At 38.2% G+C, this 26351-nt stretch carries 23 protein-coding genes and 6 pseudogenes; 15 read left to right on the forward strand and 14 right to left on the reverse strand.

What is annotated here, in order from left to right; translation table 11 throughout:
* Window position 1 precedes the first annotated feature (1 nt).
* A complete protein-coding gene (locus tag ACWYN3_RS31330; RefSeq protein WP_456217790.1) occupies window positions 2-844 on the forward strand; it encodes an OmpA family protein in 843 nt (280 codons plus the stop codon).
* 93 nt (window positions 845-937) lie between these two features.
* Here the strand turns inward: ACWYN3_RS31330 and rfbC are convergent.
* From rfbC to ACWYN3_RS31345, 3 genes and pseudogenes are all read right to left on the reverse strand, one after another.
* A pseudogene (gene rfbC / locus ACWYN3_RS31335) lies at window positions 938-1491 on the reverse strand (dTDP-4-dehydrorhamnose 3,5-epimerase).
* Between the two features lie 2 nt (window positions 1492-1493).
* The gene (locus ACWYN3_RS31340) at window positions 1494-1733 is read right to left on the reverse strand and encodes a DUF4286 family protein (RefSeq protein WP_456217791.1); all 240 of its coding nucleotides are present in this window, start codon (window positions 1731-1733) and stop codon (window positions 1494-1496) included.
* A gap of 81 nt (window positions 1734-1814) precedes the next feature.
* A complete protein-coding gene (locus ACWYN3_RS31345) occupies window positions 1815-3626 on the reverse strand; it encodes a tetratricopeptide repeat protein (protein ID WP_456217792.1) in 1812 nt (603 codons plus the stop codon).
* Between the two features lie 217 nt (window positions 3627-3843).
* Here ACWYN3_RS31345 and ACWYN3_RS31350 point away from each other — a divergent pair, with 217 nt between their 5' ends.
* The 4 genes and pseudogenes from ACWYN3_RS31350 (at window position 3844) to ACWYN3_RS31365 (ending at window position 8103) form a co-directional block, all read left to right on the forward strand.
* Window positions 3844-5736 carry a prolyl oligopeptidase family serine peptidase gene (locus ACWYN3_RS31350; protein ID WP_456217793.1) on the forward strand — a complete coding sequence of 631 codons (1893 nt, stop codon included), beginning with the start codon at window positions 3844-3846 and terminating at the stop codon, window positions 5734-5736.
* A gap of 5 nt (window positions 5737-5741) precedes the next feature.
* Window positions 5742-6779, forward strand: coding sequence for a hypothetical protein (locus tag ACWYN3_RS31355; RefSeq protein WP_456217794.1), 1038 nt, complete (start codon window positions 5742-5744; stop codon window positions 6777-6779).
* Window positions 6769-7410, forward strand: a complete 642-nt coding sequence (locus ACWYN3_RS31360) for a sensor histidine kinase (RefSeq protein ID WP_456217795.1) — start codon at window positions 6769-6771, stop codon at window positions 7408-7410. Before ACWYN3_RS31355 ends, ACWYN3_RS31360 begins: the two co-directional genes overlap by 11 nt.
* A 4-nt stretch (window positions 7411-7414) precedes the next feature.
* Window positions 7415-8103: pseudogene (locus ACWYN3_RS31365) on the forward strand (response regulator transcription factor).
* A 94-nt stretch (window positions 8104-8197) separates the two neighbouring features.
* Here ACWYN3_RS31365 and ACWYN3_RS31370 read toward each other — a convergent pair.
* The 11 genes and pseudogenes from ACWYN3_RS31370 to ACWYN3_RS31420 form a co-directional block, all read right to left on the reverse strand.
* Window positions 8198-8596 (reverse strand): hypothetical protein, encoded by a 399-nt coding sequence (locus ACWYN3_RS31370; protein WP_456217796.1) that lies wholly within the window; start codon window positions 8594-8596, stop codon window positions 8198-8200.
* Between the two features lie 43 nt (window positions 8597-8639).
* On the reverse strand, window positions 8640-8915 hold the full coding sequence (locus ACWYN3_RS31375) for a hypothetical protein (protein ID WP_456217797.1): 276 nt from the start codon (window positions 8913-8915) through the stop codon (window positions 8640-8642).
* A 416-nt stretch (window positions 8916-9331) separates the two neighbouring features.
* Window positions 9332-10613 (reverse strand): annotated as a pseudogene (locus ACWYN3_RS31380) (metallophosphoesterase).
* 49 nt (window positions 10614-10662) lie between these two features.
* A pseudogene (locus ACWYN3_RS31385) lies at window positions 10663-12169 on the reverse strand (sigma 54-interacting transcriptional regulator).
* 16 nt (window positions 12170-12185) lie between these two features.
* On the reverse strand, window positions 12186-13283 hold the full coding sequence (locus ACWYN3_RS31390; protein ID WP_456217798.1) for a vWA domain-containing protein: 1098 nt from the start codon (window positions 13281-13283) through the stop codon (window positions 12186-12188).
* A gap of 191 nt (window positions 13284-13474) precedes the next feature.
* Window positions 13475-14361 (reverse strand): annotated as a pseudogene (locus ACWYN3_RS31395) (cupin-like domain-containing protein).
* A gap of 116 nt (window positions 14362-14477) precedes the next feature.
* Window positions 14478-15359, reverse strand: coding sequence for a cupin-like domain-containing protein (locus ACWYN3_RS31400; RefSeq protein ID WP_456217799.1), 882 nt, complete (start codon window positions 15357-15359; stop codon window positions 14478-14480).
* A gap of 143 nt (window positions 15360-15502) precedes the next feature.
* Window positions 15503-16054, reverse strand: a complete 552-nt coding sequence (locus ACWYN3_RS31405) for a fasciclin domain-containing protein (RefSeq protein ID WP_456217800.1) — start codon at window positions 16052-16054, stop codon at window positions 15503-15505.
* Window positions 16051-16893, reverse strand: a complete 843-nt coding sequence (locus ACWYN3_RS31410; RefSeq protein ID WP_456217801.1) for an SDR family oxidoreductase — start codon at window positions 16891-16893, stop codon at window positions 16051-16053. Before ACWYN3_RS31410 ends, ACWYN3_RS31405 begins: the two co-directional genes overlap by 4 nt.
* 9 nt (window positions 16894-16902) lie before the next feature.
* Window positions 16903-17757 carry a coproporphyrinogen-III oxidase family protein gene (locus tag ACWYN3_RS31415; protein ID WP_456217802.1) on the reverse strand — a complete coding sequence of 285 codons (855 nt, stop codon included), beginning with the start codon at window positions 17755-17757 and terminating at the stop codon, window positions 16903-16905.
* Window positions 17661-18047, reverse strand: a complete 387-nt coding sequence (locus tag ACWYN3_RS31420) for a radical SAM protein (protein WP_456217803.1) — start codon at window positions 18045-18047, stop codon at window positions 17661-17663. The genes ACWYN3_RS31415 and ACWYN3_RS31420 overlap by 97 nt, the downstream gene beginning before the upstream one ends.
* A gap of 593 nt (window positions 18048-18640) precedes the next feature.
* Between ACWYN3_RS31420 and ACWYN3_RS31425 the strand changes: the two genes are divergently transcribed.
* The 10 genes and pseudogenes from ACWYN3_RS31425 to porN all read left to right on the forward strand — a co-directional run bounded on the left by ACWYN3_RS31425 (window position 18641) and on the right by porN (window position 26344).
* Window positions 18641-19189, forward strand: coding sequence for a histidine phosphatase family protein (locus ACWYN3_RS31425; protein WP_456217804.1), 549 nt, complete (start codon window positions 18641-18643; stop codon window positions 19187-19189).
* Window positions 19190-19525: 336 nt separating this feature from the next.
* Window positions 19526-19831, forward strand: a complete 306-nt coding sequence (locus ACWYN3_RS31430) for a hypothetical protein (RefSeq protein WP_456217805.1) — start codon at window positions 19526-19528, stop codon at window positions 19829-19831.
* 68 nt (window positions 19832-19899) lie between these two features.
* Window positions 19900-20514, forward strand: coding sequence for a DUF4271 domain-containing protein (locus ACWYN3_RS31435; RefSeq protein ID WP_456223218.1), 615 nt, complete (start codon window positions 19900-19902; stop codon window positions 20512-20514).
* A 9-nt stretch (window positions 20515-20523) separates the two neighbouring features.
* Window positions 20524-21294, forward strand: a complete 771-nt coding sequence (locus tag ACWYN3_RS31440) for a uroporphyrinogen-III synthase (protein WP_456217806.1) — start codon at window positions 20524-20526, stop codon at window positions 21292-21294.
* Between the two features lie 240 nt (window positions 21295-21534).
* Window positions 21535-22863, forward strand: coding sequence for a T9SS ring complex lipoprotein PorK/GldK (gene porK, locus ACWYN3_RS31445; protein WP_456217807.1), 1329 nt, complete (start codon window positions 21535-21537; stop codon window positions 22861-22863).
* A gap of 25 nt (window positions 22864-22888) precedes the next feature.
* Window positions 22889-23110 carry a GldL-related protein gene (locus tag ACWYN3_RS31450; protein WP_456217808.1) on the forward strand — a complete coding sequence of 74 codons (222 nt, stop codon included), beginning with the start codon at window positions 22889-22891 and terminating at the stop codon, window positions 23108-23110.
* A gap of 45 nt (window positions 23111-23155) precedes the next feature.
* Window positions 23156-23704: a type IX secretion system motor protein PorL/GldL gene (gene porL / locus ACWYN3_RS31455; RefSeq protein ID WP_456217809.1), complete on the forward strand. Its 549-nt coding sequence runs from the start codon at window positions 23156-23158 to the stop codon at window positions 23702-23704.
* Window positions 23705-23793: 89 nt separating this feature from the next.
* Window positions 23794-24899: pseudogene (gene porM, locus ACWYN3_RS31460) on the forward strand (type IX secretion system motor protein PorM/GldM); the annotation flags it as partial.
* 54 nt (window positions 24900-24953) lie between these two features.
* On the forward strand, window positions 24954-25289 hold the full coding sequence (locus ACWYN3_RS31465; RefSeq protein ID WP_456223219.1) for a GldM family protein: 336 nt from the start codon (window positions 24954-24956) through the stop codon (window positions 25287-25289).
* 44 nt (window positions 25290-25333) lie between these two features.
* Window positions 25334-26344, forward strand: a complete 1011-nt coding sequence (gene porN / locus ACWYN3_RS31470; RefSeq protein WP_456217810.1) for a type IX secretion system ring subunit PorN/GldN — start codon at window positions 25334-25336, stop codon at window positions 26342-26344.
* Window positions 26345-26351 lie beyond the last annotated feature (7 nt).

Below are 26351 nucleotides of genomic sequence, written 5' to 3' on the forward strand. Positions count from 1 at the left end.
TATGAAGAGAGTCGTTTTATTTTTAAGTATTGGCTTATTAGCCAGTGCATTTAGTTCGTGTGTAGTCCTGTCACCTAAAAAGTATAAAGCTTTACTGGCGAAACAAGACTCCTTAAGCAATGGCTGGAGTGCAGCACAGGTCTCTATGGATGAGCTGCAAAGTGCTATTGCTAAATTACAACGCGATACCGCAAATTTGAAGGGACAGTTGAATGAACTTCAGGGCAAATATAAAGCGATAGATGGCAATTATGCCAAATTGAAGAACAATAGTTCATCTGCAATTAGTAAGCTGTCAGAAGACCTTAAAAAGCGTGAGCAACGTCTTAAAGAAGTAGAAGAGGTTTTACGTAAGCGTGATGAAGCTTCTAACCAGTTAAAAGAGAAATTACAACAGGCTCTGCTTGGTTTTTCTAAGAATGGGTTAACTGTAGAAATGAAAAACGGAAAGGTCTATGTTTCTCTGATGGATAAATTACTATTTCCTTCGGGAAGTATAGTGATCGATGAGAAAGGTAAGCAGGCATTAACTCAGCTGGCCAAAGTTCTGAAAGAACAACCTGAAATCATTATTGCCGTGGAAGGACATACCGATTCACAGAAAATAACTAATCTGGGTCAGATTAAAGATAACTGGGATTTAAGTGTATTGCGCTCTACCTCTGTGGTTCGTTATCTTACAGAATCTGAAAAGGTTCCGGGAGTAAGACTGACTGCTACTGGAAAAGGAGAATTCCAGCCATTAGAATTAAATACTACACCAGAAGGACGAAGCAAAAATCGCAGAATTGAGATTGTATTATCACCTAAACTGGATGAACTGTACGACCTGATCAAAAAATAAACCATAAACTATTCAATTAAAAAGAGGGATTCCGGATTATGGAAGCCCTCTTTTTAATTGAACCTTCCTTTAAGGAAGATTGAGAATACTGAGTTAAAAAGGACTCACGAAATCTTTAAATGAACTTAAAACAAGATCTTTATCAGAAAGTAAAAGCTCTTCTTTAGCCAGTTCTTCGCTCCAGTTGATATTCAAATCCGGATCATTCCAGATTACACCACATTCAGAATCTTTATCATAATAGCTAGTCACTTTGTAAGTGAAAATAGTATCATCTTCAAGAGTTAAGAAGCCATGAAGGAATCCTGGTGGAACCCATAACTGTTTATGGTTATCTCCACTAAGTACAATACTGAAGTGCTGACCATAGGTAGATGATTCTTTTCTTACATCCACTGCAACATCAAGTACCTTTCCCTGTATTACTTTACCAGTTTACCTTGTGCAAAAGGTGCTTTCTGTGCATGCAAACCACGCAGCGTTCCTTTTTGCGAAAAGGATTGGTTGTCCTGTATAAAATCGGCTTTAATGCCAGCTCCGGCAAATGCACGTGCACTAAAACTTTCGTAAAAATAACCGCGGTTATCTTTCCATATTTTAGGTTCGATGACAAAAAGGTCAGCTATTGGTGTTTGTATTATGTTCATATTTAGGCTATATATTCCATTACGGTAGTGAAAGAAACAAATTTGTCTTTAAAACGGCTGTTTAATTCTGCTGCAAATGTATCAGCATGTTTGAGCTGATAAGCATCATAATCTTCGATTGACTGAACGACATACTGGGCACAATAAGTTACACCTTCATTTGGTGAATCAACCACTTTTAACAACCTGTTGGAAACAAATAATCCAGTGGCCATCACTTCAGGCACATGCTCTTCTTGCATCCATTGCAGCCATGCTGCAGCAGAAAAACTTCTTCAATAATCAGGGTTACATTGTATAATAACATGGAGCAAATATATAAACTAAGATTCAATATTATCACCTCTGATTTTTCTGAAATGTTTACGTGCTTCAGTCACAAACATGCTTCCTGGAAAATCCGTAATCAATTGCTGATAAAGTGTTTTTGCCTGCTCAGGATCATTTAGCTGATCTTCATACAACCCGGCAAGAATAAAAAGAGCTTCATCTGCCCAATTGCCTTTTTGCTGATGATTGATTAGCTCTTTGAGTAGCGGGACAGCCAGTAAGAAGTCTCTGTTTTTGATATAAATGTCTGATTTGAACATTAAAATATCGTCAGTAAGGCTGTTTTTCGGATACAATATTGGAATGCTGTCCACTTTGGCAATCGCTGCTGCTGAGAGATTGCGAAATTGTAATGCCCCGGCAGCTGCATACATTTTGAGTGCCAGTGTATCTGTTGAGGTCTCCAGATGATCGGAGATTAAAAGACTAAGGTTAAGCGCATCATTTGCAATTAATTGTTCCGTTGAAGCTTTTAATACATCAGCCTGAGATTTTGCATAGCTGAAATTTCCCTGCTCAAATGATAACCTGGCAGATCTGTATTTCGCTTCTGTTCCTATGTTTTGATTCTCAAATTCTTTAGCAACCTGCCCATACATCAGAATAGCTTCCCATGGTTGCTGGGTAAGCCGGTAAATATCGCCTAACTCTAGTTTCATCTCGCCCATTTCTGTACTGGAGATACCAGGTAGTTTTATGGCTGTTTCTAATGCAGCCTCCGCTTTCTTTGGATCCTGCAAATAATAAGTTTGTAAATTGGCCCACTTTCTTAAGGCAAAAAGTGTTCTTGCATTGCTTCCATATTCGTTCAGAATTTCCTGATATTGATCGGCAAGAATGATAACATCTTTTTTGTCATTTTTACCGGCCAGCAGTAATTGATACCGGGCATCAATCATGGCTAATTTTGAAGGGAGGTAATATTCGCCCTCTTTGCCTTTTAACAGTAAGTAGGTATAAGCTTTGATTGCCGTGTCAAAAGCTTTGTTGGATGTAAACAATTGTGCATGCTGAAATAAAATAGTCCCGTTATCTTTAATTCTTTTATCCTGTGCAATTAATTGGCGCAGTGCCATTTCATAATCTTTCTGCTGGATGTACTGCCAGATTAGCAGCTTTGAGTAAGATTCATTTTGAGGGTCCTTCTGTATTCTCCTGAGTAATGAATTTTGCAATGTAAGGTAATCTGCATTGGTCTCAAATACAGAAGGAAGCACTGTTTCTGCCTGCTGGAGCATTTGTGGCATTGTGGACAACGCATTCAGATATTCCTCACTCAGCTTGATCTTCTCTTTTTTAAAGCGGTAAAGGCTCAGCAATTCAAAAGTAAAAGCCTGATCGTTTTTTAGATTTTTCCTCCCCTGTAAAAACACATTCACAGCGAGTTCATATTCACCCAGCTGATAAATATCATTAGCAAGAGATCTTATTTTAGCCTCATCATCAGGCAATGCACGCAAGAGGTTGTCAAAAGCTTTGGCTGAATTTTCAAGATCACCTTTTTCTTTATAAATTCTACCAAGTAAAAGCGCATATTTTAAGGATTCTGGATTCTGTCTGATTAGCTTTTTAATTGCCTTATCAGCTATTTCATATTGTTTTGATTTCAGCAGGGCATTAAAATAAAGATCCAGATAAGCTTCGTTTTTTGTTTTGAATACTATCTTTTCGAGCAGAACCGCGGCTTTTTGATAATCTCCATTTTGATAGTATTGCATGGCCATTTCATTATCATTATTATCCTGTGCAAATAAAGTAATTGAGCAGGCAAGAAAGAAGATGATTGCAAATACTGTTTTTATCATGTTGTGAATCATTCTGAATATCAAAAATAAAGATAATAAATTCCGTATGCCTTCTTTAATGTCACCCCGGTATTTTAAATGTTACCCTGTTTTTCTTTGACAGCGGTAAAATATTGCTATTTTGACTCGCTCTCCATTTGCGGTTAAGGTAACAATATTAGTGTATTGCCCGTTTAGACAAATGGCGTTGCGTATTTTTGCAGGCTACCAGAATGCTATGACCGTAAAGAAAAGATATCTATTTATTGTTCTCCTTGCCCTGTTCAGTGCTTGCCGGCAAAACATGCAGGTCAGAGTTATTCCTGTGGCAGACTTCTTTAAGTCGCAGGAGAAGGGGTTTTATGCGATTTCTCTGGACGGTAAAACGATGTCTTATTTAAAGCTGCAAGGTAAAAAACAGAATTTGTTTGTTGAAGATCTCGCAACAGGGAAAGCGGCTCAGATCACCCAATTAAATGAGAAAAATATCAATTACTACTTTTGGGTAAGTAATGATGAGATTGTCTATTATAAAGAGAAAGCGGGAGCAGAGCGGCTATCAGATTTTTTTATAATCAATAAAAACGGAGAAAATGAACGTCAGTTGAGTGACAACGGTAAAAGCCGGATGCATGTACTGAAAGATCAGCTGATAGATGGCAAGTTTTTACTGGTTTCCTCTAATAAAAGAGATTCAACTGTATTTGATGTTTACCGGTTAAACGTAAGAGATGGCCTTATGGATATGGCTGCCAAAAATCCGGGTAACATTACCAATTGGGTTACTGATTCTAAAGGACAGATTCGTCTGGCAACAACCAGCGATGGCGTAAACCAGACTTTACTTTACAGAGAAACCGAAAATCAGGCTTTCAGATCTATAGTAACCAATAATTTCAAGACTACTTTTACACCTATCGCCATCTCGGATGACAGGCCAAATATCGTTTATGCGATTTCTAACGTAAACAGGGATAAAAATGCATTGATAGAACTTAATTGTGTTACCGGAAAGGAAAGCAAGGTGCTTTTCAGTAACGATACACTGAATGTTGTAGATGCGCAATACTCCGAGTCTAAAAAGAAGATAGGTTTTGTGATTTGTGAAACCTGGAAAAAAGAGAAGCATTATCTGGATTCAACGGTTAGGAAACTATATGCAAAACTGGATAAGCTGTTACCTGGTACTGAATCAAAGATTATTGACAGGGATAAAGCAGAGAATACTTTTATTGTAAGGACTTTTACAGATAGAAATCCAGGATCTTACTATCTTTATGTAGCAGATAAAGGTACAATCAGGAAACTGAGCGATTTTAATCCTTATGTGAAGGAAGGTGAGATGTGTGAGATGAAACCTGTTTCTTATACTGCACGTGACGGATTAAAAATCCAGGGTTATCTCACCTTGCCAATTAATAAACCGTCAGAGAATCTTCCTGTTGTTGTGCTGCCGCATGATGGCCCGGGGCGTAGAAATTCATGGGGTTACAATGCCGAAGTGCAGTTCCTTGCTAATAGAGGGTATGCAGTTTTTCAGGTTAATTACCGTGGATCATCTGGTTATGGGAAGTCCTTTGCTGCTGCAGGGTCTGGTCAGTGGGGGGGTAAAATCAAGGATGATATTAATGATGGTGTCAGGTGGCTTATCGAAAATAAGATAGCAAATCCCGAAAAAATAGCCATTTATGGTACGGGGTTTGGTGGGTATATTGCATTAAATAGTCTGTACTCCAGTCCGGGAATGTATGTGTGCGGCGGATCAAATTCAGGAGTACTTAATTTATTTAGTTATTTAAAATCTATTCCTCCATTCTGGAAAACCAATTTACAGATGTACTATGAGGTAATAGGTAATCCTGCAACAGAGGGTGACCGGATGCGGCAGGTGTCGCCGGTTTTCCATGCAGATAAATTCAGGGTGCCAGTGTTTATTGCGCAAAGCCCTAAAGATCCAAGAAGCAATTCGGGTGAGGCTATTCAGTTTGTAAAGGAACTCAAGAAACGGAACGTAAATGTTACCTATCTTGAAAAGGAATACAACGAGTTTTCTCCGCAGGGCGAAGATGTGCGTCAGGCACTGTATGCTTCATTAGAACAATTTTTATCGGCTAATTTGTCTAAGAAATAGACTATATGGGTTCAGAAAAACAAAGTGGCTACCGTAAGAACTTTTCATTGATCGTGACCTTTATTGTGCTGATCTCTGTGCTGTTTGTTTTGTCGTTGTTTTTGGCTTATAACTTTAGTAAGAAATTCATAGAAAATGAATTTGTATCTGAAAAAGTAAAAGTATTAGAAGAAAGTATCAAACCATATAATGAATTCTTTCAGAATAAGGTTCCTGAAATTTCTTATTATAACGGCTTTCTTGACTCAGCAAGTGCATCAAAATTTGTAGATACAGTAATCAATAATTACCCATTTGTTTCAAAAGTGGTGTTTTATGATTCGGAGATTGGAAATACGCAAGTAGGAGATGGATTAAATACTGGTCACTTTGCTTTTGGTCCGAAATCTATTTATCAGTTTGGCGATCTGGTTCCTTTGGATTCAGTGAAACTGTTTTCAAGAGATGATACAAAAAAGTTTAGCCGGGGTGATGATTTTAATGCTTTAGGAATAAAGCTGATCTCTTATATTGAAAGTCTGGATACCACAAAGGCTCCCAGTCAGGAAGAGCTTTTTACCAATTTCAGTATTATTCGTTCAAACAAAATCACTTATTTAAATATACCAAGGCTGGAAGATCTGAAAGTTTATAAGCAGATGCTCAGGCAGCAACTTAGTCCATCACCAATTTATCAGCAGGACATGTTATCTTTTCATCTTGATCCTTATAAGATTAAGATTATCAATACGCGTCCATTATTATATCAAAACATAAGAATAGAGCCGTTAACCTATGACCCTTTAAATACGTCAACAGAATATGTAGCTACGGAAATTACTCTGCCAGGACCATTTTCTGACTATAAGCTCTATTTTATTTCTGCAAAGTCATTTGTCGCTCAGGAAATCCTGAGTTATTTTCTGCCTATAGCCATGGTGATGTTATTGTTTTATGGGATTTTGGTACTGGTCACTGTGCTGATTTACAGAAACCTGAATATTAATCACAAGATGTTTAAACTGCAATACGATTTTATGAATAACCTGACTCATGAGTTTTAAGACTCCTGTCAGTGTAATTAAAATTGCGGGCAACAATATCAAAAGTGCAAGTTCACTGACTGAGCGCGAGCTTAAGTTATATGGAAAAATCCTTGATGAGGAGGCCGATAAATTAAATGGGCTGATGAATAAGCTTCTGGCTTTCACGCAAATTGAAAATGGAGCCATACAACTGAACCAGGATGAAATCAATATCGTTGATTTTATTGAAAGCACAATCGAGTCTCATACCTTGAAACACCCTGATTTTGCGGTCACCTATGAGGTAACGGGGTTTACTACATTTATTACGGACCCGGTATTATTGGGCAGTCTTTTTGATAACTTAGCTGAAAATGCTTATAAATATTCACCCCCTGAACATAAGCGACTGCACATCGTAGCAAGGATGATCAAGGGAAAAGTTGTATTCAGGTTTATAGATCAGGGAATTGGTATTCCTACACCAGAAATTAATAATATCTTTAAGAAGTTTTACCGCATACAGAACCAGTACAATCAAAATGGAAGCGTAGGCCTTGGTTTAGCTTTCTGTAAAGAGCTGGTGAATTTTATGAAAGGTGAAATCACGGTAAAAAGTAAAGTAAATAAAGGAACGGAATTTAAAATAGTACTGCCTTATAATAATTAATGATATGTCTAAAGGAATTAAAATACTGATAGTTGAGGATGATGAGAATTTAAGGTTTTTAGTGGTACACAGGCTAAAATCAGAAGGCTATGAAGTGCTGGAAACCGGTGACGGAGAGTTGGCGGTGAAAGTTATCATGGAAGAAAAACCTGATATTGTTTTGTTAGACTGGATGCTTCGGGTAAGCAGGGATCAGAAGTTTGTCAGGAAGTTCGTGAGCAGGGGTTTGAAAATCTGATCATTATGATGACGGCCAAAGCTCAGGATGTAGATAAGATCGATGCTTATACTTTTGGTGTCTCTGATTATGTAACCAAGCCTTTTAATATGGATGTACTGGTTGCTATGCTGGAAAGTAAAGTGAAGTTTCTATTGAACAATGATAAATCAGAAATTCATCGTTTCGGAGATATGGAGCATCATCCAAATATCCATACGCTTTACAGAAGCGGAAGGAAAATCGAACTGACCATATTAGAGAATAGAATTTTATTGTATTTCCTTAGAAATCCTAATAAAGTGATTAACCGCGATGAGCTGATGCTGGTTGTGTGGGGATATAATTCTGATGTGAACACGCGTACACTTGATATGCATATCGTTCGTTTAAGAAAGAAAATTGAATTGAACCCTGATAACCCTCAGTTGCTGCAAACTGTAAGAGGAGTGGGATATCGTTTTAACGCCGGATAATCAGACTGGCGTTTAGAAATGTTTAAGATGGAACATTTTTTTTTTTATATGACAAGTTCTCTTATAATAAAAGAAGCTTGTCATATAATATATTTTAATCTTTCAGGCGGGTCGCCCAAAAAGGATAGGCTTCTCCTTCTTTAACGAAATTCAGGAAATAAGTCTCGTCCGGCAGGATTAATACGCCGTGAATTTTTCTGATGACACTGAATATGCTCTGATCATGCCGATGGCCTATTAGGTCCGGATGCTGAATAGCGGGGTCTTTCTCATCTGTAAATAAAGAGGAGTTTTCATATAAGGTATCGTACCACAGGTTGACAAGGTTGGTCGTATGCTCACATTTTCTAAGCAGAATTACAGTTGCCATCAATTGATCTGAATTGATAATTGAATCCGACGTTTGAAAATGATCAAAAACTTCATGTTTTGTATATTCATTCTCTTTATGAGGTAATTGAAATGCAAGCGCACCTGTATCGGTGGCTTCCAACAGAAGTTTGTAGTCGTTGAAGCGTTGCTTTTTTTTTTATTAATTAGACATCCTGCATCAGCATATACAAGTATATCGTCATCGGGAAGGTCATCCAGTGTTTTTTTGATAAAGTAGGGTTTCCATATCCAGTACCCTCCTCCTTTGCCTTGTTCAAGAATAGATTGGAAGCGTTTGGCAAAAACGGGTTCGATTCGATAGAAGAGGGACTGAAAACCTTTACTTCGTCAAAAAAAGCGGAATTCAGAGCTGTTTGCTTGAGAAGTTTCCTCTGATCTCTGTATTTATCGTCTCCGTAGGTTATAAAGTGAGTTTTCATAGCGATTAATTTATTAATAATGTAATAAATTAATTTTAACGAGTGCAAAGGAGTTGTTAAAGAGTTCTCAACAAAAAAAAAATAATCATGCTATGTTCGGTCGGCATTGCCTTCGCTGAAGAGCTCGGAAAGCTATGCCCTCACATTAGCATAATTATTTTTTTTCTATTTCCAACCCTGAGAGGGTGGTTACTGGATAAGATATGGTTTGTTATTAGAGTTGCTTTATGGCGAACTACTGGGATTGCTTTATGGTTTGTTATTAGAGTTGCTTTATGGTTTACTATTAGGATTGCTTTATGAGTTACCTATTAGGATTGCTTTATGGTTTACTATTAGGATTGCTTTATGGTTTACTATTAGGATTGCTTTATATGGTTTACCTATTAGGATTGCTTTATGAGTTACTAATAGGATTAAGCTCTTTTAAGTGTGAAAATTGTAATCTCTGGTAAGATACCTACTCTGCCGGGATAACCCAGGAAACCGTAGCCTACGTTGACGTAGAGCTGTTGTTTTTGTTCCTGATATAATCCTGCCCATTCTTTATAGATATACTCTATTGGGCTCCACTGATATTTTTCGGTACGGACACCGAATTGCATACCATGGGTGTGACCACTAAACATCGCATCTATCTGAGGGTATTTCGGAAGTACTTCGGCACGCCAGTGTGAAGGGTCGTGTGAAAGTAAAAGCTTTACCGGAAGGTCATCTGTGTTTTTAGTGGCGAGATCCATACGGCCATATTTAGGGAAACGTCCCATACCCCAGTTTTCGATACCAAGGATACCTATTTCTTCCCCATCGATTTTTAATCTCCGGTGCTCATTCATCAGCAGATCCCATCCCATCAGTTCGTGGGTTGGGTGATCACATCTTTGAGGTTTCTGGCTTTGGCAGGAGAGGCTTCTTTTCCAAAATGATAGTCTCCGTAATCGTGGTTTCCAAGGGATGAGAAAACTCCAAGGGGAGCCTTTATTTTACTGAAGATATCCTGATAGTCTCTCATCTCAGTAGCCATGTCATTGACGATGTCACCAGTGAAAAAGATAAAGTCAGGCTTTTCTCCAAGAAGCATTTCTACACCGCCTTTTACGGCCGTTTTATTATAGAAACTTCCAGAGTGAATATCTGAGATCTGCCCCATAGTGATGCCGTCAAAGGCAGCTGGTAAATTTGGCAGGATCAGGGTTTTTCTTCTTACCTGGTAATCATAAGCCCCGGATGTAATCCCCCACGTTAAAGAAGTCAGCGGAACGGCTGCTGCAACCAGACCTGCTTTCACGAGAAATGAGGAACGGCTGATTGGCTCGGCACCTGTTAAAATAGCTGGATTGGCTACAGGGTTTAAATCCGTTGAAATTTTACTTCAGACTTTCTGAGCTTTCTATACAAAGTGATAATTAATCTGCGCAAATCATCAACTAAAAGAAATGGCAGCATCACGATTTTGCATGCTGTGGTAAGGAAAAAAGAAACCAGTATAATTGCACGCAGTGAAAGAAAGAGGTTTAAGAATATACCTGCAAACACCCCGGTCACTAATACAATTGTAATACCCCAGTAGATACGGGTAAACCTGGTTTTTGCTTTTTCACTCCAGTTTTTAAAGACAGATAAAATCGCCTTTACAAAATAAAAATCGAATGCTATTATTAAAAGGCATCCTGCAATAAGAAAGGGTAATCGGCCCATTATTTATGTTTAATATATAAAAATCAGAGATCTGTTTTTTGTACAGCTCTTATGCATTGAAGTCAATGTCATCATCGTCATCATCTCCTGGCTCAGTATTAAATAAGCTGTCGAACATATCAGAGAAACCAAAACCACCACTAAGGTATTTTTTGTTTAGCTGAGAATATTCTGCTGCTAGGCCGTGGAGGATGAATTCCATCATTAATAAGGTTTGGTTGGCGCTCAGCTTAGGATGAAACTTTTTAACCAAAGCATTCAAGCCTTCAACCTGCATCAGCTCTTTTTTTATATTGTGCTGCTGTTAGATTATCTGCAACATCAAGCGTGTTACCGTCTGTGAACCAATCTGTAACCGATTGATAAGGATTTGCTGTTTTGCTTTTCTTAGCTTTTTCAGGATCAGGGAAATAACGGTTGAAAAGACTTTTAATAGCTTTCCCGATTAAGGTATTGGCTACTTTAGCCGGGCCTTCCAGTTCACCTTCATAAACTAACTCTATTTTACCTGTTACTGCAGGGATGATACCAGTCAGATCAGCCAATCTGACAAAAGTGCTTTCTTCTCCATTGATCAGCATTCTTCTTTCTGCAGTACTAATCAGGTTTTCATAAGCCGAAATCGTTAAACGCGCAGACACACCGGATTTTTGATCGATGAATTCACTTTTACGTGCTTCAAAAGCAACCTGTTCAATCAGATCTTTGACTAAACCGTCAGCTTCAATAGTTAGTTTTTGCGCCTCTGTAATTTTGGCTTCCTGAAAAGTGATTTTTCTGGAGATCGCAATTGTTTTTGGATAATGCGTAAGGATCTGACTTTCAATCCTGTCTTTTAATGGTGTTACAATAGAACCCCTGTTGGTATAATCTTCAGGATTGGCTGTAAATACAAATTGTACATCTAACGGAAGACGTAGTTTGAAACCTCTGATCTGAATATCTTTTTCTTGTAGCATGTTAAATAACGCCACCTGTATCCTTGCCTGTAAATCAGGAAGCTCGTTGATCACAAAAATACTTCTGTGTGCCCTTGGGATTAATCCGAAGTGAATGACACGCTCATCGTTATAAGTTAACTTCAGTGTAGCGGCTTTAATCGGGTCCATATCACCAATTAAATCTGCGACAGTCACATCGGGAGTAGCCAGCTTCTCTGTATAGCGGTCCGAACGGTGCTGCCAGCTGATTGGTGTTGCATCACCATGTGCAGCAACTTCCTGCTTTCCATACCAGGAAATAGGGTTCAGTGGATCATCAAATATTTCACTTCCTGTAATGTATGGGATATATTCATCAAGTAAGTTGACCATTAAACGTGCAATACGTGTTTTAGCCTGTCCTCTTAAACCTAGTAACAAGATATTATGTCTGGATAAGATCGCAGTTTGTAATTCTGGAATAACAGTATCGTCGTAACCTAAAATCCCTTCAAAACCAGCGTCTTTATTTTGAAGCTGCTGAATGAGGTTCTTGCGTAATTCGTCTTTTACTGTTAATGAGATGTAATTTGAGGCTTTTAGTTCGCCAAGAGTTTTAATTGAGATCTGCTCCATATGTTTTCTTTCCGTATTAACGGACTGTTTTTCTTCTGTTCTTAATGTAATCTTCAAAAATATATTCACCTAAACCAGTCAGCGAGCTGTAGAATGCCCTGCCGCCATTTATTTCTGTAAATTCTCTTACAAATTGTTGTAAATAAGGGTCCTGAGCGATCATAAATGTAGTAATCGGGATATTCAGACGTTTACATTGAGCCGCCATATTCAGGGTTTTGTTAATTACCTTCCTATCCAGACCCATACTGTTTTTATAGTAACGGCCATTCTCTTTCAGGCAGGTTGGCTTACCATCGGTAATCATAAAAATCTGTTTATTATGAGTCTTCCGGCGGCGAAGTAAATCGGCTGCAAGCTCAAGACCGGCAAGGGTATTGGTATGATACGGACCAACTTGCAAATAGGGTAAATCTTTAACCGTAATCGGCCATGCATCATTACCAAATACCACAATATCTAAAGTGTCTTTTGGATAACGGGTATGAATCAGTTCAGCAAGTGCCATTGCGACTTTTTTTGCAGGGGTAATCCTATCTTCTCCATATAAGATCATAGAGTGGGAAATATCAATCATCAGCACTGTTGAAGTTAGTGTCTTGTAATCTTTTTCCTCTACCTCAAGATCGTTCTCCGTTAAAGTGAAATTGCCAATACCATGATTGATCTGTGCATTCTGGATAGAGGCAGTCATATCGATCTGGTCAAGACTGTCACCAAAAGTATATTCACGGCGATCCGCGTTCTTTTCTTCCCCGATACCAGAAATGTTACTGTTGTGATTGCCTTTGCCTGCTTTTTTTAGTTTTCCAAAGATTTCTTCCAAAGCAGACTTACGGATAACCTGTTCAGTCTTGGAAGTAATATCCATATTACCATCTTTTGAGTTCTCTTTGATGTAGCCTTTGTCTTTCAGCTCATCGATAAAATCACCCATACCATAGTCGCCTGTGGTAAACTTATACTGTTTATCCAGTTCGTTCATCCATGCCAATGTTTCACCTGCATCACCCGCAGTATAATTCAAGAGCTGGGTAAATAACTTCAGCATTTCATCAAACCCGCCTTTAGGCTTGTCATCTGCTTGAAAATTAGAAAAATGGAAACCTCTCATATTGTTATATATAACGGAATATCGAAGGTAAAAGTTTGACCGGGAACTAATGTTACCTGCTTGTAAAAATACCCTGGGGAAAATTTATAAAAAAAGAACCCGTACTCAGGGTGAATGAGTACGGGTTTATAAGTGATAGTGGCTATATATATGCCATAATTTGAAAGATATTATGACACACAGATGTGTGCTTATTTTTTTGGATAACCTTTAGCTAATGCCTTTTCAGCTCTTTTAACTGCAAGTTTTTCCCTGAATTCAGCATAAGGAGCTTTAAGTGCCATTTTTAAAACACTATCCAGACCACCTTTGATCGCGAGATTAAATAAACTCTGCGCTTTTCTGATCGGAGAAGCATCCCATGCTCTTAAACTCAGAGAGAAAGAACCATCCAGATATTTCATCCAGTGCCACATACCTGTAGGCATGAACAGGGTGTCGCCGTGCTCAAGGAAAACTTCATATCCTTCTACACCTCTAAGTGCAGGGAACTTATCAAAGTCAGGATTAGCTACATCATAATCTTCCAGCGCATATGTTGCGTTTGGAATGCAATAAAGACGCTCTTTCCATTTGTTATCAAATAATATGATATGTTTTCTGCCACCAAAATGGGTATGGAAAAGGTGTGGGAGATCTATGTCATAATGCAGGAAGGTTACGGAATTTGAACCTCCAAAAAACATGGCTGGCATACTTTCAATAAAACCACCCATTAAATCTTTAGGCAGGACAATGTCTTTAATCAGACTTGGTACATGCTTAAACAGGTTAAAGAAAAATATACGCAGTTCCGTAGGTTCTGATTTAATCAAATCAAGATAATCACCGAAACGCATATGCGCCGCCGCTGAATTGATCGGTTTAGAAGGGTCTACTTTTGCATTGTCATATAAAGGGACTTCCAGGTCTCCGGCAATTTCCTTAAGGTATTCAGTTGTCCACTTTTCTCTTGCAGGCCAGCTTTTAGTTAAGCCCTTAATGATTAGAGGTCTTCTTGGGTCTAAATAGTTTTTTTTTTAAAGTCTGCTGGACTGATATTCTCAACGGTATCTACCGGCTTTAATATAAAGCTCATAATCAAAAAAGATCTTGTTTGAGAACAAAAGTGTAAATTAAATTCTATTTATTCATATAAAAAGGCAAGGTATGACTCAGAAATAGTTAACTATCTAAGATTAAACTGATTCTTAATTAGGATGGGACATGTTCTGCCAGCGCCTTATTTGCCCTTTTAACAGCCAGTCTTTCTTTCCATGCCATGTATTTCTCTTTGAAATTGGCTTTCATAAAATCATCGAATTTACGCTGGATGGTAAGGTTATATAAACTCCTTGCTTTGACTGCCCATGATTTGTCCCACGCCCTCAGGCTGATAGAAAAAGAACCATCCAGGTATTTCATCCAGTGCCAGTAACCAGTAGGCATAAACAGGGTGTCACCATGTTCCAGATAAACTTCTATACCTTTTACTCCTTTTAAAGCCGGAAATTTATCAAAATCAGGGTTCTCTATATCATAATCTTCCAAAGCATAAGTCGCATAAGGAATCTGATAAAGACGTTCCTTCCATTTATTCTCAAATAAGATGACATGTTTGCGGCCATTAAAATGAGTATGGAAGATATGTGCCATATCTATATCGTAATGAAGGAAAGTCACAGAGCCTTTTCCACCAAAGAACATATTTGGATAACTATCCAGAAAACCTCCCATCAAATCTTTTGGCGCGATATAGTCTTTTAATAAGTTAGGCGCCTGTTTAATCGGATCAAACAGAAAAATTCGGAGATCAGTAGGGGTAGTTTTGATCAGGTCAATATAATCTGCAAACTTCATTTCAGCAGCAGCAGCATTAATCGGCTTGGAGGGGTCCGCTTTCGAGCTGTCATAAAGTGGAACCATTTTGTCTCCAACTATAGTTTTCATGTAATCCATAGACCACTTTTGATACGCTGGCCAGTTTTTAGCCATGTTTTTGATCACTAATGGTCTGCGTGCATTGAGATAATTTTTCTCGAAATCCTCTTTGGAAATATCATCGACGCAATCAATCTGAGCTAAATCAAACTTCATGTTAAAATAATGTTAATTCATGTAAAATTATAGATTTTTCAATGCCCGTGCCAGTGTGTTTAAGAAAATAAAAAATTCTGACAATAAAAAAACACAGCAAGGATGGCTGTGTTTTTATTATTACAACAAATAAAATTCCGAAATTAGTTAGGCATCAAAACGCTGTCGATAACGTGGATAACACCATTTTTCTGCATTACGTTTGCAATAGTTACTGTAGCTGTTCCACCTTTTTCATCAGTTAAGATTAGTTTGTCACCATCCATAGAAGCCCATAATTTACCCCCCGATACAGTTGTTAACTCAGCTTTACCATTTCCGGCTTTAATCGCTTTGGCAATTGTTTTTGCATCCATTTTCCCCGCAACAACGTGGTAAGTAAGGATTTTAGTTAACATGGCTTTGTTTTCTGGTTTCAAGACTGTTTCCACAGTGCCTGCAGGAAGTTTGTCGAATGCTTCATTTGTTGGAGCAAAAACGGTGAACGGGCCTGCACTTTTTAAGGTCTCCACAAGGCCTGCGGCTTTAACAGCGGCAACTAATGTCGTGTGGTCTTTTGAGTTTACCGCATTATCAACAATATCTTTAGTGGAATACATTGCTGCGCCTCCAACCATCGGATTTTTTTGTGCGTAAACTGAAGTTGAAAATGTCATAGCTGCTATGACAAATACAGATAAGATGATTCTTTTCATGGTTTTGTTTTATAGCAGGAGATACGGCTAATATTAGCGCTTGGTTTTTTCTGATTACTGATATTTATTGTTCGCATGTATTTTGAAAACCTCAATGGGAAGAAACGTTTGAATAAAATACCTTTCACTTCTTTGCCACCCATATACACTTCTTCTTTGTTGAGCTGAATGGCTTTAACGATTTCCTTAGCGCAATCAGCTGGTGACAGACCGTTTTCCTGATTTTCGTCCATTTTTTTGTGCGCAGAGCCATTTGCAGTGACTGCATTCAATGAAATACTGGTCTTAATATAACCGGGACAAACCATCGTTATCTGAATATTTTTATCAAATACTTCTGAACGGAGAGAATCGAAATAGCCATGTAAAGCATGTTTTGATGCTGCATAACCAGAGCGTAGGGGAGTGCCAAATTTGCCCGTCAGGCTGCTGATGCAAACAATTTTACCACCGCCTTTAGCAATCATTTCGGGTAATACGGCTTTACTTAAAGCTACTGTCCCCCAAAAATTAACGTTCATAATTTTCTGTTCAACGCTCAGTTCTGTTTCCAGAGCTAAGGAACGCTGGCTGATTCCTCCACTGTTAATCAGCATATCTATCTGTCCAAAGATTTTCTGTGCATCTCTGGCTTTATCATTTAATGAGGCCGTATTTTCCAGATCCAGAGAAAGAACATGTACGTTAATCTGATTTTTACAATTTCCTTTTACTCTGAACAGTTCATCCCTGTTCCGGGCAGAAATAATCAATTTTGCTCCTGAATTATTATAGGCATATACGAGTGCTTCTCCAATACCGGAAGACGCTCCTGTGATCCAGACTACTTTATTCTTCATTCTCTTTAATTAATCTTCAGGATGTTCATCTAAAAGGAACAGTTCTGAAGCGATATAATCTGCAAATAACTTACCATCCGGTGTAAGTATCAATTTATTATTTTCATTTTTCAACCAGTCTCTCTGTATAAAAGGAACAATGTTTTTCATTGTGTCTTCCAAAAAGATCTTGCCGTATTCATTGCCTATCTTTTGTAAATCTGTGCCCCACATTGTACGCAGTGAAGTCATCACATACTCGTTAAAGCGATCGTAAATATCCAGTTCTTCGACAGTTTCGGCCAGTTTACCTAAGGCTAATTGCTGCATGTATTTCGCGTTGTTAGCAATATTCAGATATCTGTTATGACCATTGAAACCATGTGCAGATGGGCCAATACCTAAATAGGGAATACCTCTCCAGTAATTTGTATTGTGTACCGCATGACGGCCTGGCAAACTATAGTTTGATATTTCGTAATGATCAAAACCACCAATAGCCAGTTTCTCTGTCAATGTGATAAACTGAGCTGCACTTTGCTCATCATTAACAGGGATCTGCCTGCCCTTTTTTATGGCTGCGGCTAAAGCCGTTTTAGGTTCTACTGTTAAGGAGTAGGCCGAAATATGCGGTGTTTGCAGACTGATAGCTTTGTTGATATTACTCAGCCATTTTTCATCAGTCAGTAGTGGAAAACCATAAATCAAGTCAATACTCAGGTTCTCAAAACCAGCATCCTGACTGCGTTTAATACAAGTTTCTGCCTCGTTAGAAGTATGCGCCCTGTTCATCCAGACCAGGTCATCATTAAAAAAAGACTGTACACCAATGCTGAAACGGTTGACAGGAAGCTGGCGCAATTGTGCGATTTTGTTCGCATCCAAATCGTCAGGATTGGTTTCAATCGTGATTTCAGCATCACTGATATAGAAAAATTAGAAGTTAAAGTGTCAAATATTTTGGCGAGTGATTTCTCAGGTAAAAGAGAAGGTGTGCCTCCGCCAAAATAGATACTGCCTATTTGCTGATCAGAAATCCTGCTCTTTTTTAAAAGGATCTCTTTACAGATTGCGTCAGTCATTTCATCCACATGCTGCAGAGAAGTGCTGAAATGAAAATCGCAATAATTACAAGCTTGTTTACAAAAAGGGATATGGATATAAATTCCTGCCATGCTTTTATTTAAATATAGTTGTTAATAGAGGTGGATAGAATTTAATAGTCAAATGTTTGTTACTGTTTTTTACTTTTGTCACTCATAAAGCTCAAGATCATTTTTTGTTGATTAACAAAAGCTGTAAATCAAGGCTTCAGGTCGCAAAGGTAAGTGCAATTATGACTTTTTAAGTATCTGCACTGCTAAATAAGAAGAACCATGAAATTAGAACCAATATCTTTTATCTTAACCATGGTGTACTGGGTATATCTCATCGACCCATTTTGTAGCAGACCCTCTAAGCGCAATTATTTAAAATTATATAAAGAATCTCGATTTCTGGTTGTTAGCTTATTATTTGCTATGGTATTTCCAATAGTTAAGCTGTTTTATGTAACTTTTGATCATGTAATTGCTTTTTCTACCGTTCCTCTTTTTTTTATTATTATCGACTTGCTGCTTATTAAAGTATCAATTTTTCGTTTTGGACGTCCATTTAGATTTATTCAAAGGGGTGATTTCGTAAAAGGAAATTTTATTGAATATTTATACTCAATTGTCCTTCTCCTATTCCCATTCTTGTTGTCATTTGTTTTAGAAATGTTATTATTATGAAAAAGATTGTTTTAGCTACAGCATATATAATATGCAGTTTTGCTTTACCCTTATCGGTAAAATCGCAAACCAAAATCGTAATTATCCGGCATGGTGAAAAACAGGAGCAAAATGAAAACCTGAACTGTAAAGGGCTTAACCGGTCTTTAAAGCTTACTAGTGTGCTTTATAAGAAAATTGGAATGCCGGCCGCAATCTATGTACCTTCTCTGGGTAATGGAAATCAGACAAGTCATTCGAGAATGTTTCAAACCATCACACCTTTTGCAGTTAAATACGATATCAGGATCAATAGTAGTTTTGATGGAACTGATTTTACCAGTATAGCTAAAGAACTCAAGCATAAAAAAGGGACTATATTATTGGTCTGGAATCATGGCAATATTCCGGCTCTGGCTAAAGCTTTGGGAATTAAGCACCAGAAACTTGTCTGGAACCAGAATGATTTTGACTCGATATGGATTATTACCGGTAGTGGTAAGAATAAAGTTTTGAAAGTAGACCGGGAAGGAATTCTGCCTGCTACTGCCTGCCCTGTGTATTAAGCTTTTTTTATCTATTCACGGCAAAGACCTATTGTAAACCTAAATCAGTAAAAACACTCCGCTTTTTGTAAAGTAAAACCAGTAGAAGACAAACGTACCGCGTGGGGGCGAAGATGCGTGTGAGTCCACGTCAAGTCCACCTCGGGTCCATCTTGAGTCCGCCTTTTTCTGAAAATAGGTGGATTCACTATATAATTGCGCTGCAGTTGAATTGGAAATACACAGAACTTCCTCCCTCTTCTATACGTTCACAGCTATTCTGCCACAATACATGAATGTGAAATAATAATATCTTAGCTTTGCACAAAGGAATAATCCCGTTACTTTTATAGGTCGATGTATAAATATTTTTTGGTAACTTTTTTCCTGCTGTGCATTGCGGGCTTTGGAAAGGCAAATGCGCAGAATCTGTCAGTTGTCAGAGATTCTACTGTGAAACGCAGGGTTTATAAACCCAGGTTTATCAGAGATTCTGCATTTTTAGCGCGGCAGAAGTTCGTTACTGATTCTATAATGACGCATACCTGGATCCTTCCGGATTCATTAATCAATAAGCACATCCTGATAGACAGTATCGTAAAAGCTAACGTTTTTGAGAAGCTTGTCTTGATGATGCCTGGTTCAAAAAGTACAGTAAACTGAAGAAAATAAGCCGTTTCAGAACAGGTAATCCTTTACTCAAAGGACAGACCTGGGTGCTCGGTTTTATAGTGCTCCTTCTGGTCATTTTTGCCATACTCCGGATCTCTTTTTCGAAGCAATTACAGAGTATTATTCAATCTTTTTACAGTAATCGCGGCTTAAATAATCTGAATAAAGAAGATAATGTGTTCAGTTCGTGGCCTTTTTTGTTCTTATTTATTCAATTTGGGTTCACAATTGGAATGTTTTTTTACCTGGTTGCGCAATATTATCAGCTCGCTTATGTTCATCAGGGCTTCCGTTTTTTTGTCAGCGTTTCAATTCTTATTGTGGTATTATATGCAACGAAAATTCTTTTATTGCGTGTACTCGGATATCTGTTTAACATCCAAAAAGCCGTCCACGAGTACGTTTCTATATTATATTTGAGTTATTTTAACATCTCTTTAATCTTCATTCCACTGGTTGTAGCTTTTGCCTTATCACCAATGAAATATGGTATATACTACATAGTTATCTCATTTATTTTGTTGGGGATTATCTTCACGTTTCAATTTATAAGAGCAGGAATAAATATTTTATCTCATTATCGGTTTTCTAAGTTCTATTTATTTATGTACTTTTGTGCCCTCGAAATATGTCCCATTTTGATATTAATCAAGGCCATAGGATTGGAGCTGTAATTAGGTAAAATGCAAGAAAAAACAGAAGATAGGTTGCGTAAAGTAAAAAGTATACTGATAACTTTGCCAAAGCCCGAAACAGAGAAGTCCCCATACTTTGATTTGGCTAAGAAATACAATTTAAAAATTGATTTCAGATCCTTCATCCATGTGGAAGGTATTCCAGCAAGGGACTTCAGAAAAGACAAGATCACATTAGCTGATTTTACTGCTGTAGTATTTACAAGCAGGAATGCGGTAGATCATTTTTTTAGAATTAGTGAGGAAATGCGGTACGAAGTGCCCGCAGATCTGAAATATTTTTGTATTTCAGAATCAACCGCGCTATATCTTCAGAAATATATCCAATACCGGAAACGCAAGATATTTTTCGGAAAGCAGACTGCTGCCGATTTATCTGAGGTATTGAAGAAACATGCGGGGGAGAAATTCCTTTACCCATGTTCTGATGTAGCGACAGAAGATACAATGAATTTCCTGTTGAAAAATGGATATGATCTGACACCGGCGGTATTATTTAAGACCGTAGTAAGCGATCTTTCAGATCTTGCTGAAGTGACTTATGATATCATCGCTTTTTTCAGTCCATCTAGTATTCAGTCACTTTATACAAATTTTTCTAACTTCCAACAAAATAATACTCGTATTGCAGCGTTTGGAGTAAATACGCACAAAGCGGTCATGGATAATAACCTGATCGTTGATATTGCAGCCCCGTCACCGGAATCCCCTTCGATGATTATGGCTATCGAAAACTACATTAAGAAGTCCAATAAATAAGGGAGACTGACTGTTGATTTATTTTCCCAATTTGGGGAATGAGGTCTCTTGCCGATAATTTTAAAATCTGAAAAGCAAGATGTTATGAAATCGTTAACATCTTGCTTTTTTTGCTTTTAAGACATATTTTTATCTCATAATAATTGTTTATATCAATCATAATTGATAAAATTGTTGTAAAATTGCTCTAGGGCTTATGAGGAAAATTTACACACTGGGTTTTTTTTATTAATAACAGCATTGTTTTCTAGTTGCGGAAAAGGCGGTCAGGGAGAGCTTGTTGGAGTTTATAGTAAGAAATTCAATAACAAGAAAATGCCGAGAGGAATGGTCTATATTCCTCAGGGTAAAACGCTGATCGGCATGTCTGACGAGGATATTAATAACTCACAGACTTCCCCAAGCAAGATGACCTCATTTAGTGCATTTTATATGGACGAAACTGAGATCACCAACGCGAAGTACAGACAGTTTGTGAATTGGGTAAGAGACTCAGTCGCTTTGACTACTGTTGGCCCAAGCGGAGCTCCTGGTTATTTCATTACCCCTAAAACCCAGACTGCTGGAGGCGCCAGCCTTACTTCAGGACAGAAAAATATCGACTGGAAGAAAGTTGGTAATGGTTCTGGACTCTGGAATGATAAAAAAGGCGGTTTAAGTGCTAAGTTCAAGGATATGTATTATTCCGGAGATGATGCTTTACCTGGCCGTAATGATTTAGACATTAGAAAATTCAGATATTCTTATAGTTTCGTGAACCTTGACCTGGCAGAAGCCGGCAGAAAAGATCCGACTAAAAAACGTAAAGACTTTATTGAAAGTTATGTGGATTCACCTGATCCGAATAATCCTAACCAGTTTCCATCGGTAAATGTTTACCCGGATACGATGGTCTGGAAAATAGATTATTCTTATTCTCAGAATGATCCAATGGTAAAATCTTATTTCAATCACCCTTCTTATGATAATTATCCTGTAGTTGGGGTAACCTGGGAACAGGCAAATGCATTTTGTGTTTGGCGTACGCGCTTATACGAGCCAGTTGCAGCTTCAAGAAAAATTCCTTTAAGCTCACGTCCTGAATACAGATTACCTACAGATGCTGAATTTGAATATGCAGCAAGAGGTGGTAATGTGAAAACAAAATACCCATGGGGTGGTCCTTACGTAAGAAATACTAAAGGATGTATGCAGGCCAACTTTAAAGTAGGAAGAGGAAATTATTCGGATGATGGCGGTTTATATACCGTTAATGTGCGTTCTTATTTTCCTAACGACTATGGTTTGTACAACATGGCTGGTAACGTTGCTGAATGGACGGTAACAGCTTATAACAATTCGGCAGCACCTTTATTGCTGGATTTTAACCCAAACTTCACTTATGTAGCTAAAACTACAGACAGTAAATATCTTAAACGTAAAGTGGTTAGAGGTGGTTCATGGAAAGACATCGGTTTCTTTCTTCAAAACGCAGTAGGCACTTACGAGTACCAGGATCAGGCGAGATCTTACATCGGATTCAGATGTGTTTCTTCATTCGCAGGTACTGACATTCATTTCAAAAACTAAAAAACAACATCTATTCAATAGAAATATGGCAGCTAAAAAGAATTCTAACTGGTTACACACGGCAATCTCATGGGGTGCGAGTATTGTAATTTTGGGGGCATTATGTAAAATCCTTCATATCGGAGGCATTTGGGGAAGTTATGCAATTGGTATAGGTTTAGGTGTTGAAGCGGCTTTGTTCTTTATCACCGGATTTTTTTTCCACCAGAACCAGAATTGGCATGGGAAAAAGTATATCCTGAATTAAGAGAAGATTTTAAAGGTGAATTGCCTGTAGCTACTGCAAGACCAGTTGCTGCGGCAGATTTTTTCATCTACAGCAGCATTGGATAAAATGCTGGGTGATGCTAAAATTGGCCCTGAATTAATTGAGAGCCTGGGAAGCGGATTACGTAATTTCGGTGATAAGGTTGCTAACCTGTCAACGGTTGCGGATGCTGCTGCAACTGCTGCTACGAATGACTTTACAGGAAGAGTAAAACAGGCTTCTGCTGGTTTTGATCAGTTGAATGGTGCTTTTGGTAAAGCAACATCGCAGCTGGTAGAACTGGGTGAAAGTGGTAATGCATCAAAAGCTTACCATGAGCAGGTAAATAACCTTTCTAAAAATCTATCTGCTTTAAACGCAGTTTATGAATTGGAATTACAGGATTCTACTTCGCATCTTAAATCAATGAACAAATTCTATCAGAATCTTTCTGCTACAATGGGTAATTTCAATGAATCACTGGATGATTCAAAACAATTTAAGGAAGAAGTAGGTAAACTGGCTAAAAATCTGTCGTCGCTGAATGCTATTTATGGCAATATGCTAACAGCAATGAATCAGCCACGTCCATAATCAGGTAATCAATTTATTTACTTAACCACAGAGAACCATAACTAATGGCCGGAGGAAAAGAAACAACGAGGCAGAAGATGATCAATATCATGTATTTGGTATTGTTAGCTATGCTTGCGTTAAACGTATCTGATACTATACTGAATGCCTTTAAGAATATCAATGATAGTCTTGATTCGTCACGAACAAATGTGAGTACGAGCATCGATCAGTTATTCACTTCATTTCAGAACACTAAACTTAAAGAAGAGCCTGCAAGGGCACAGCCGATTTGGGAAAAAGCCAATCAGGCAAAAAAATATGCGGATGACCTGAATGGTTATATTCAGCAGTTGAAACAACAATTCAACACTGCTGGTGGTGGTATAGATCCTGAAACAGGTGATTTAAAGGAAAGAGGAAATCAGGACATCGCCCAGGGAATTATGATTAATGCAAAAGAAGGCGAGAAGCTGAAAGCTAAAATCAATGAAACCCGCGAAAAACTAATTGCATTGTTAGAAAAAGATGACAGGGCGCATGTTTCGTTTTCTTTAGAAGCTAAGGATTCGGAAAAAAGTATAGAGGGGAAAAAGAAATGGGAAGATATTAATTTTGGTGAAGGCACCCCGTTAACTGCTGCAAACACAGTATTGACTAAAATTCAGTCCGATGCAAGAAATGCAGAGGCGGAAGTAGTTAAAAAGCTGTTTGGAAATATGGACAAATCGCTTGTTAATCTTGACCAATTTGCTGCTGTAGCTGTTGCACCTACTTCATATGTTATTCAGGGACAGCCATACAGTGCACAGGTATTCCTGACAGCAAGTGATTCTAAATCAAGTCCTGAAATTAGTGTTGGCGGTGGCAGACTCGCTACTAAAGATGGAAAAGGAACATATACCGGAGGAACTGGTTCTGTAGGTGTGTTTAAGTGGGTTGGAACAATCCGCGTAAAACAAACTGATGGACAAATTAAAGAATACAGAACACCAGAACAAACTTACCAGGTAGCGAAGCCATCGGCTACTGTTTCTCCTGATAAAATGAACGTGATCTATGCAGGGATTCCAAATCCGTTCTCTGTTTCGGCAGCGGGTTTCCCGTTAGAAAGTGTGAAAGCAAGTATTTCGGCGGCGGCTCAATGAGCGGTTCAAATGGTAAATATACAGTAAGTGTTGGAGGTGACCAGATTGGTAAAGTGTTAAACATTACTGTTACGGCTAATAATGCTGGTAAATCAGTTAATTTAGGATCGCAACAATTCAGAGTGAAAGCGTTACCTACACCAAAAGCCTTTATTAAAGGTAAATCGGGTGGAAGTGTTGATCTGGAATGGTTATCAAGATCTAATGTGATTGAAACTCAGCTGGATGATTTTGTGTTTGATATTAAATATAAAGTTGTCAGGTTTAACGCTACCTTTATTAACCCGAGATCAGATGCTGTGAATATCCCTAATAGTGGTGGTTCTTTCAGCGGACAGATCAAAGGCGCTTTGAATTCGATTAAGCCAGGGGCAACTGTTATCTTTAAAGATATTATTGCTGAAGGGCCTGATGGAAGACAAAAGAATTTAGATGGTATTACATTTACAGCTAAATAGAATCAAGATGAAAAAAATTTTTATATCTGATTATCCTGTTGTTCGTGGGCACTGCATCTTTCGCTCAGAACAAACCTGTAAAACCAATAGTAAGCCAGCGTCCTAAAATAAAACCTGTTAAACCGACGGCTACGCCAGTAACGCCTATTGCAGAACCTGCGGTTGCACCGGCTACACAAACTGTTGTGCCAGCAGCGCAGACGGTTACGCCAGCTAATAGCCAGACAGCTACACCAGTTGTAAATACCCCTGCTGTCAACACACCATCGGTAAATATCCCCGTAACTACAGCGGCTACTACTCCCTTGCTTAAAAAATCTAAGATAAAAACACCACCAAAAGATGGTTTTTTTTTTGCCAGAAAAGATGTGGATAGCAGCGTAATGGTTCCATATGCTGACGTAAGAGAAGAAGATGTGTTTTATTCTAAACGTGTATGGAGAGAAATTGACCTGCGTGATACGATTAACTCAGTCCTGAATACAGAAAGCTCTAAACTGATTGAAATCTTACTGGAAGCAGTAGGAAATGAAGAGTTGACAGCTTATTCACCAAAGGATACTACTTCGGGGAAATTACTGGAAGACAATGACTCTTTCAAGATTGCTTTAACTTCTGCCGAAGCATTGAGAAATGCAAGAGGAACATCTGAAGGTGAAGCTGATGAAAAAGGTAAAATAGGAGAGCCAATACTTAAACGCTTAAGAGCTGATGAGTTTTTGAAATACAGGATTAAAGAGGATTGGATCCTTGATACTAAAAGGTCAATATTTGAACCACGTATTGTTGGATTAGCTCCATTGAAAATGGTAGAAGGTAACTGGCAGCCGGTATTCTGGATTTATTATGATGAAGCAAGAACGTTGCTGAGCAAGAAAAAACTGGTAGATCCGGCAAATGATGCTTCGGTATTGACGTTCGATGATTTCTTTGTAAGACGTCTGTTCTCAAGTAATATCGTAAAAGAAACTAATCCGGCAAATAAAACTATCGTGGAGATTCTGAATCAGACCGATCCTAAAGATCCTAAAGATACAGAGAAAAAAGTTATATGAGTCTGAA

The sequence above is a fragment of the Pedobacter sp. NJ-S-72 genome (assembly GCF_053890575.1).

Coding starts and splice junctions, on each gene's coding strand:
- ACWYN3_RS31350 (WP_456217793.1), top strand. CDS start 3,844: ATGACCGTAAAGAAAAGATATCTATTTATTGTTCTCCTTGCCCTGTTC.
- ACWYN3_RS31330 (WP_456217790.1), top strand. CDS start 2: ATGAAGAGAGTCGTTTTATTTTTAAGTATTGGCTTATTAGCCAGTGCA.
- ACWYN3_RS31425 (WP_456217804.1), top strand. CDS start 18,641: ATGAAAAAGATTGTTTTAGCTACAGCATATATAATATGCAGTTTTGCT.
- ACWYN3_RS31340 (WP_456217791.1), bottom strand. CDS start 1,733: ATGCAAGAAGAGCATGTGCCTGAAGTGATGGCCACTGGATTATTTGTT.
- ACWYN3_RS31420 (WP_456217803.1), bottom strand. CDS start 18,047: ATGGCAGGAATTTATATCCATATCCCTTTTTGTAAACAAGCTTGTAAT.
- ACWYN3_RS31355 (WP_456217794.1), top strand. CDS start 5,742: ATGGGTTCAGAAAAACAAAGTGGCTACCGTAAGAACTTTTCATTGATC.
- ACWYN3_RS31375 (WP_456217797.1), bottom strand. CDS start 8,915: ATGAAAACTCACTTTATAACCTACGGAGACGATAAATACAGAGATCAG.
- ACWYN3_RS31405 (WP_456217800.1), bottom strand. CDS start 16,054: ATGAAAAGAATCATCTTATCTGTATTTGTCATAGCAGCTATGACATTT.
- ACWYN3_RS31400 (WP_456217799.1), bottom strand. CDS start 15,359: ATGAAGTTTGATTTAGCTCAGATTGATTGCGTCGATGATATTTCCAAA.
- ACWYN3_RS31430 (WP_456217805.1), top strand. CDS start 19,526: ATGTATAAATATTTTTTGGTAACTTTTTTCCTGCTGTGCATTGCGGGC.
- ACWYN3_RS31450 (WP_456217808.1), top strand. CDS start 22,889: ATGGCAGCTAAAAAGAATTCTAACTGGTTACACACGGCAATCTCATGG.
- ACWYN3_RS31390 (WP_456217798.1), bottom strand. CDS start 13,283: ATGAGAGGTTTCCATTTTTCTAATTTTCAAGCAGATGACAAGCCTAAA.
- ACWYN3_RS31410 (WP_456217801.1), bottom strand. CDS start 16,893: ATGAAGAATAAAGTAGTCTGGATCACAGGAGCGTCTTCCGGTATTGGA.
- ACWYN3_RS31345 (WP_456217792.1), bottom strand. CDS start 3,626: ATGATAAAAACAGTATTTGCAATCATCTTCTTTCTTGCCTGCTCAATT.
- ACWYN3_RS31440 (WP_456217806.1), top strand. CDS start 20,524: ATGCAAGAAAAAACAGAAGATAGGTTGCGTAAAGTAAAAAGTATACTG.
- ACWYN3_RS31360 (WP_456217795.1), top strand. CDS start 6,769: ATGAGTTTTAAGACTCCTGTCAGTGTAATTAAAATTGCGGGCAACAAT.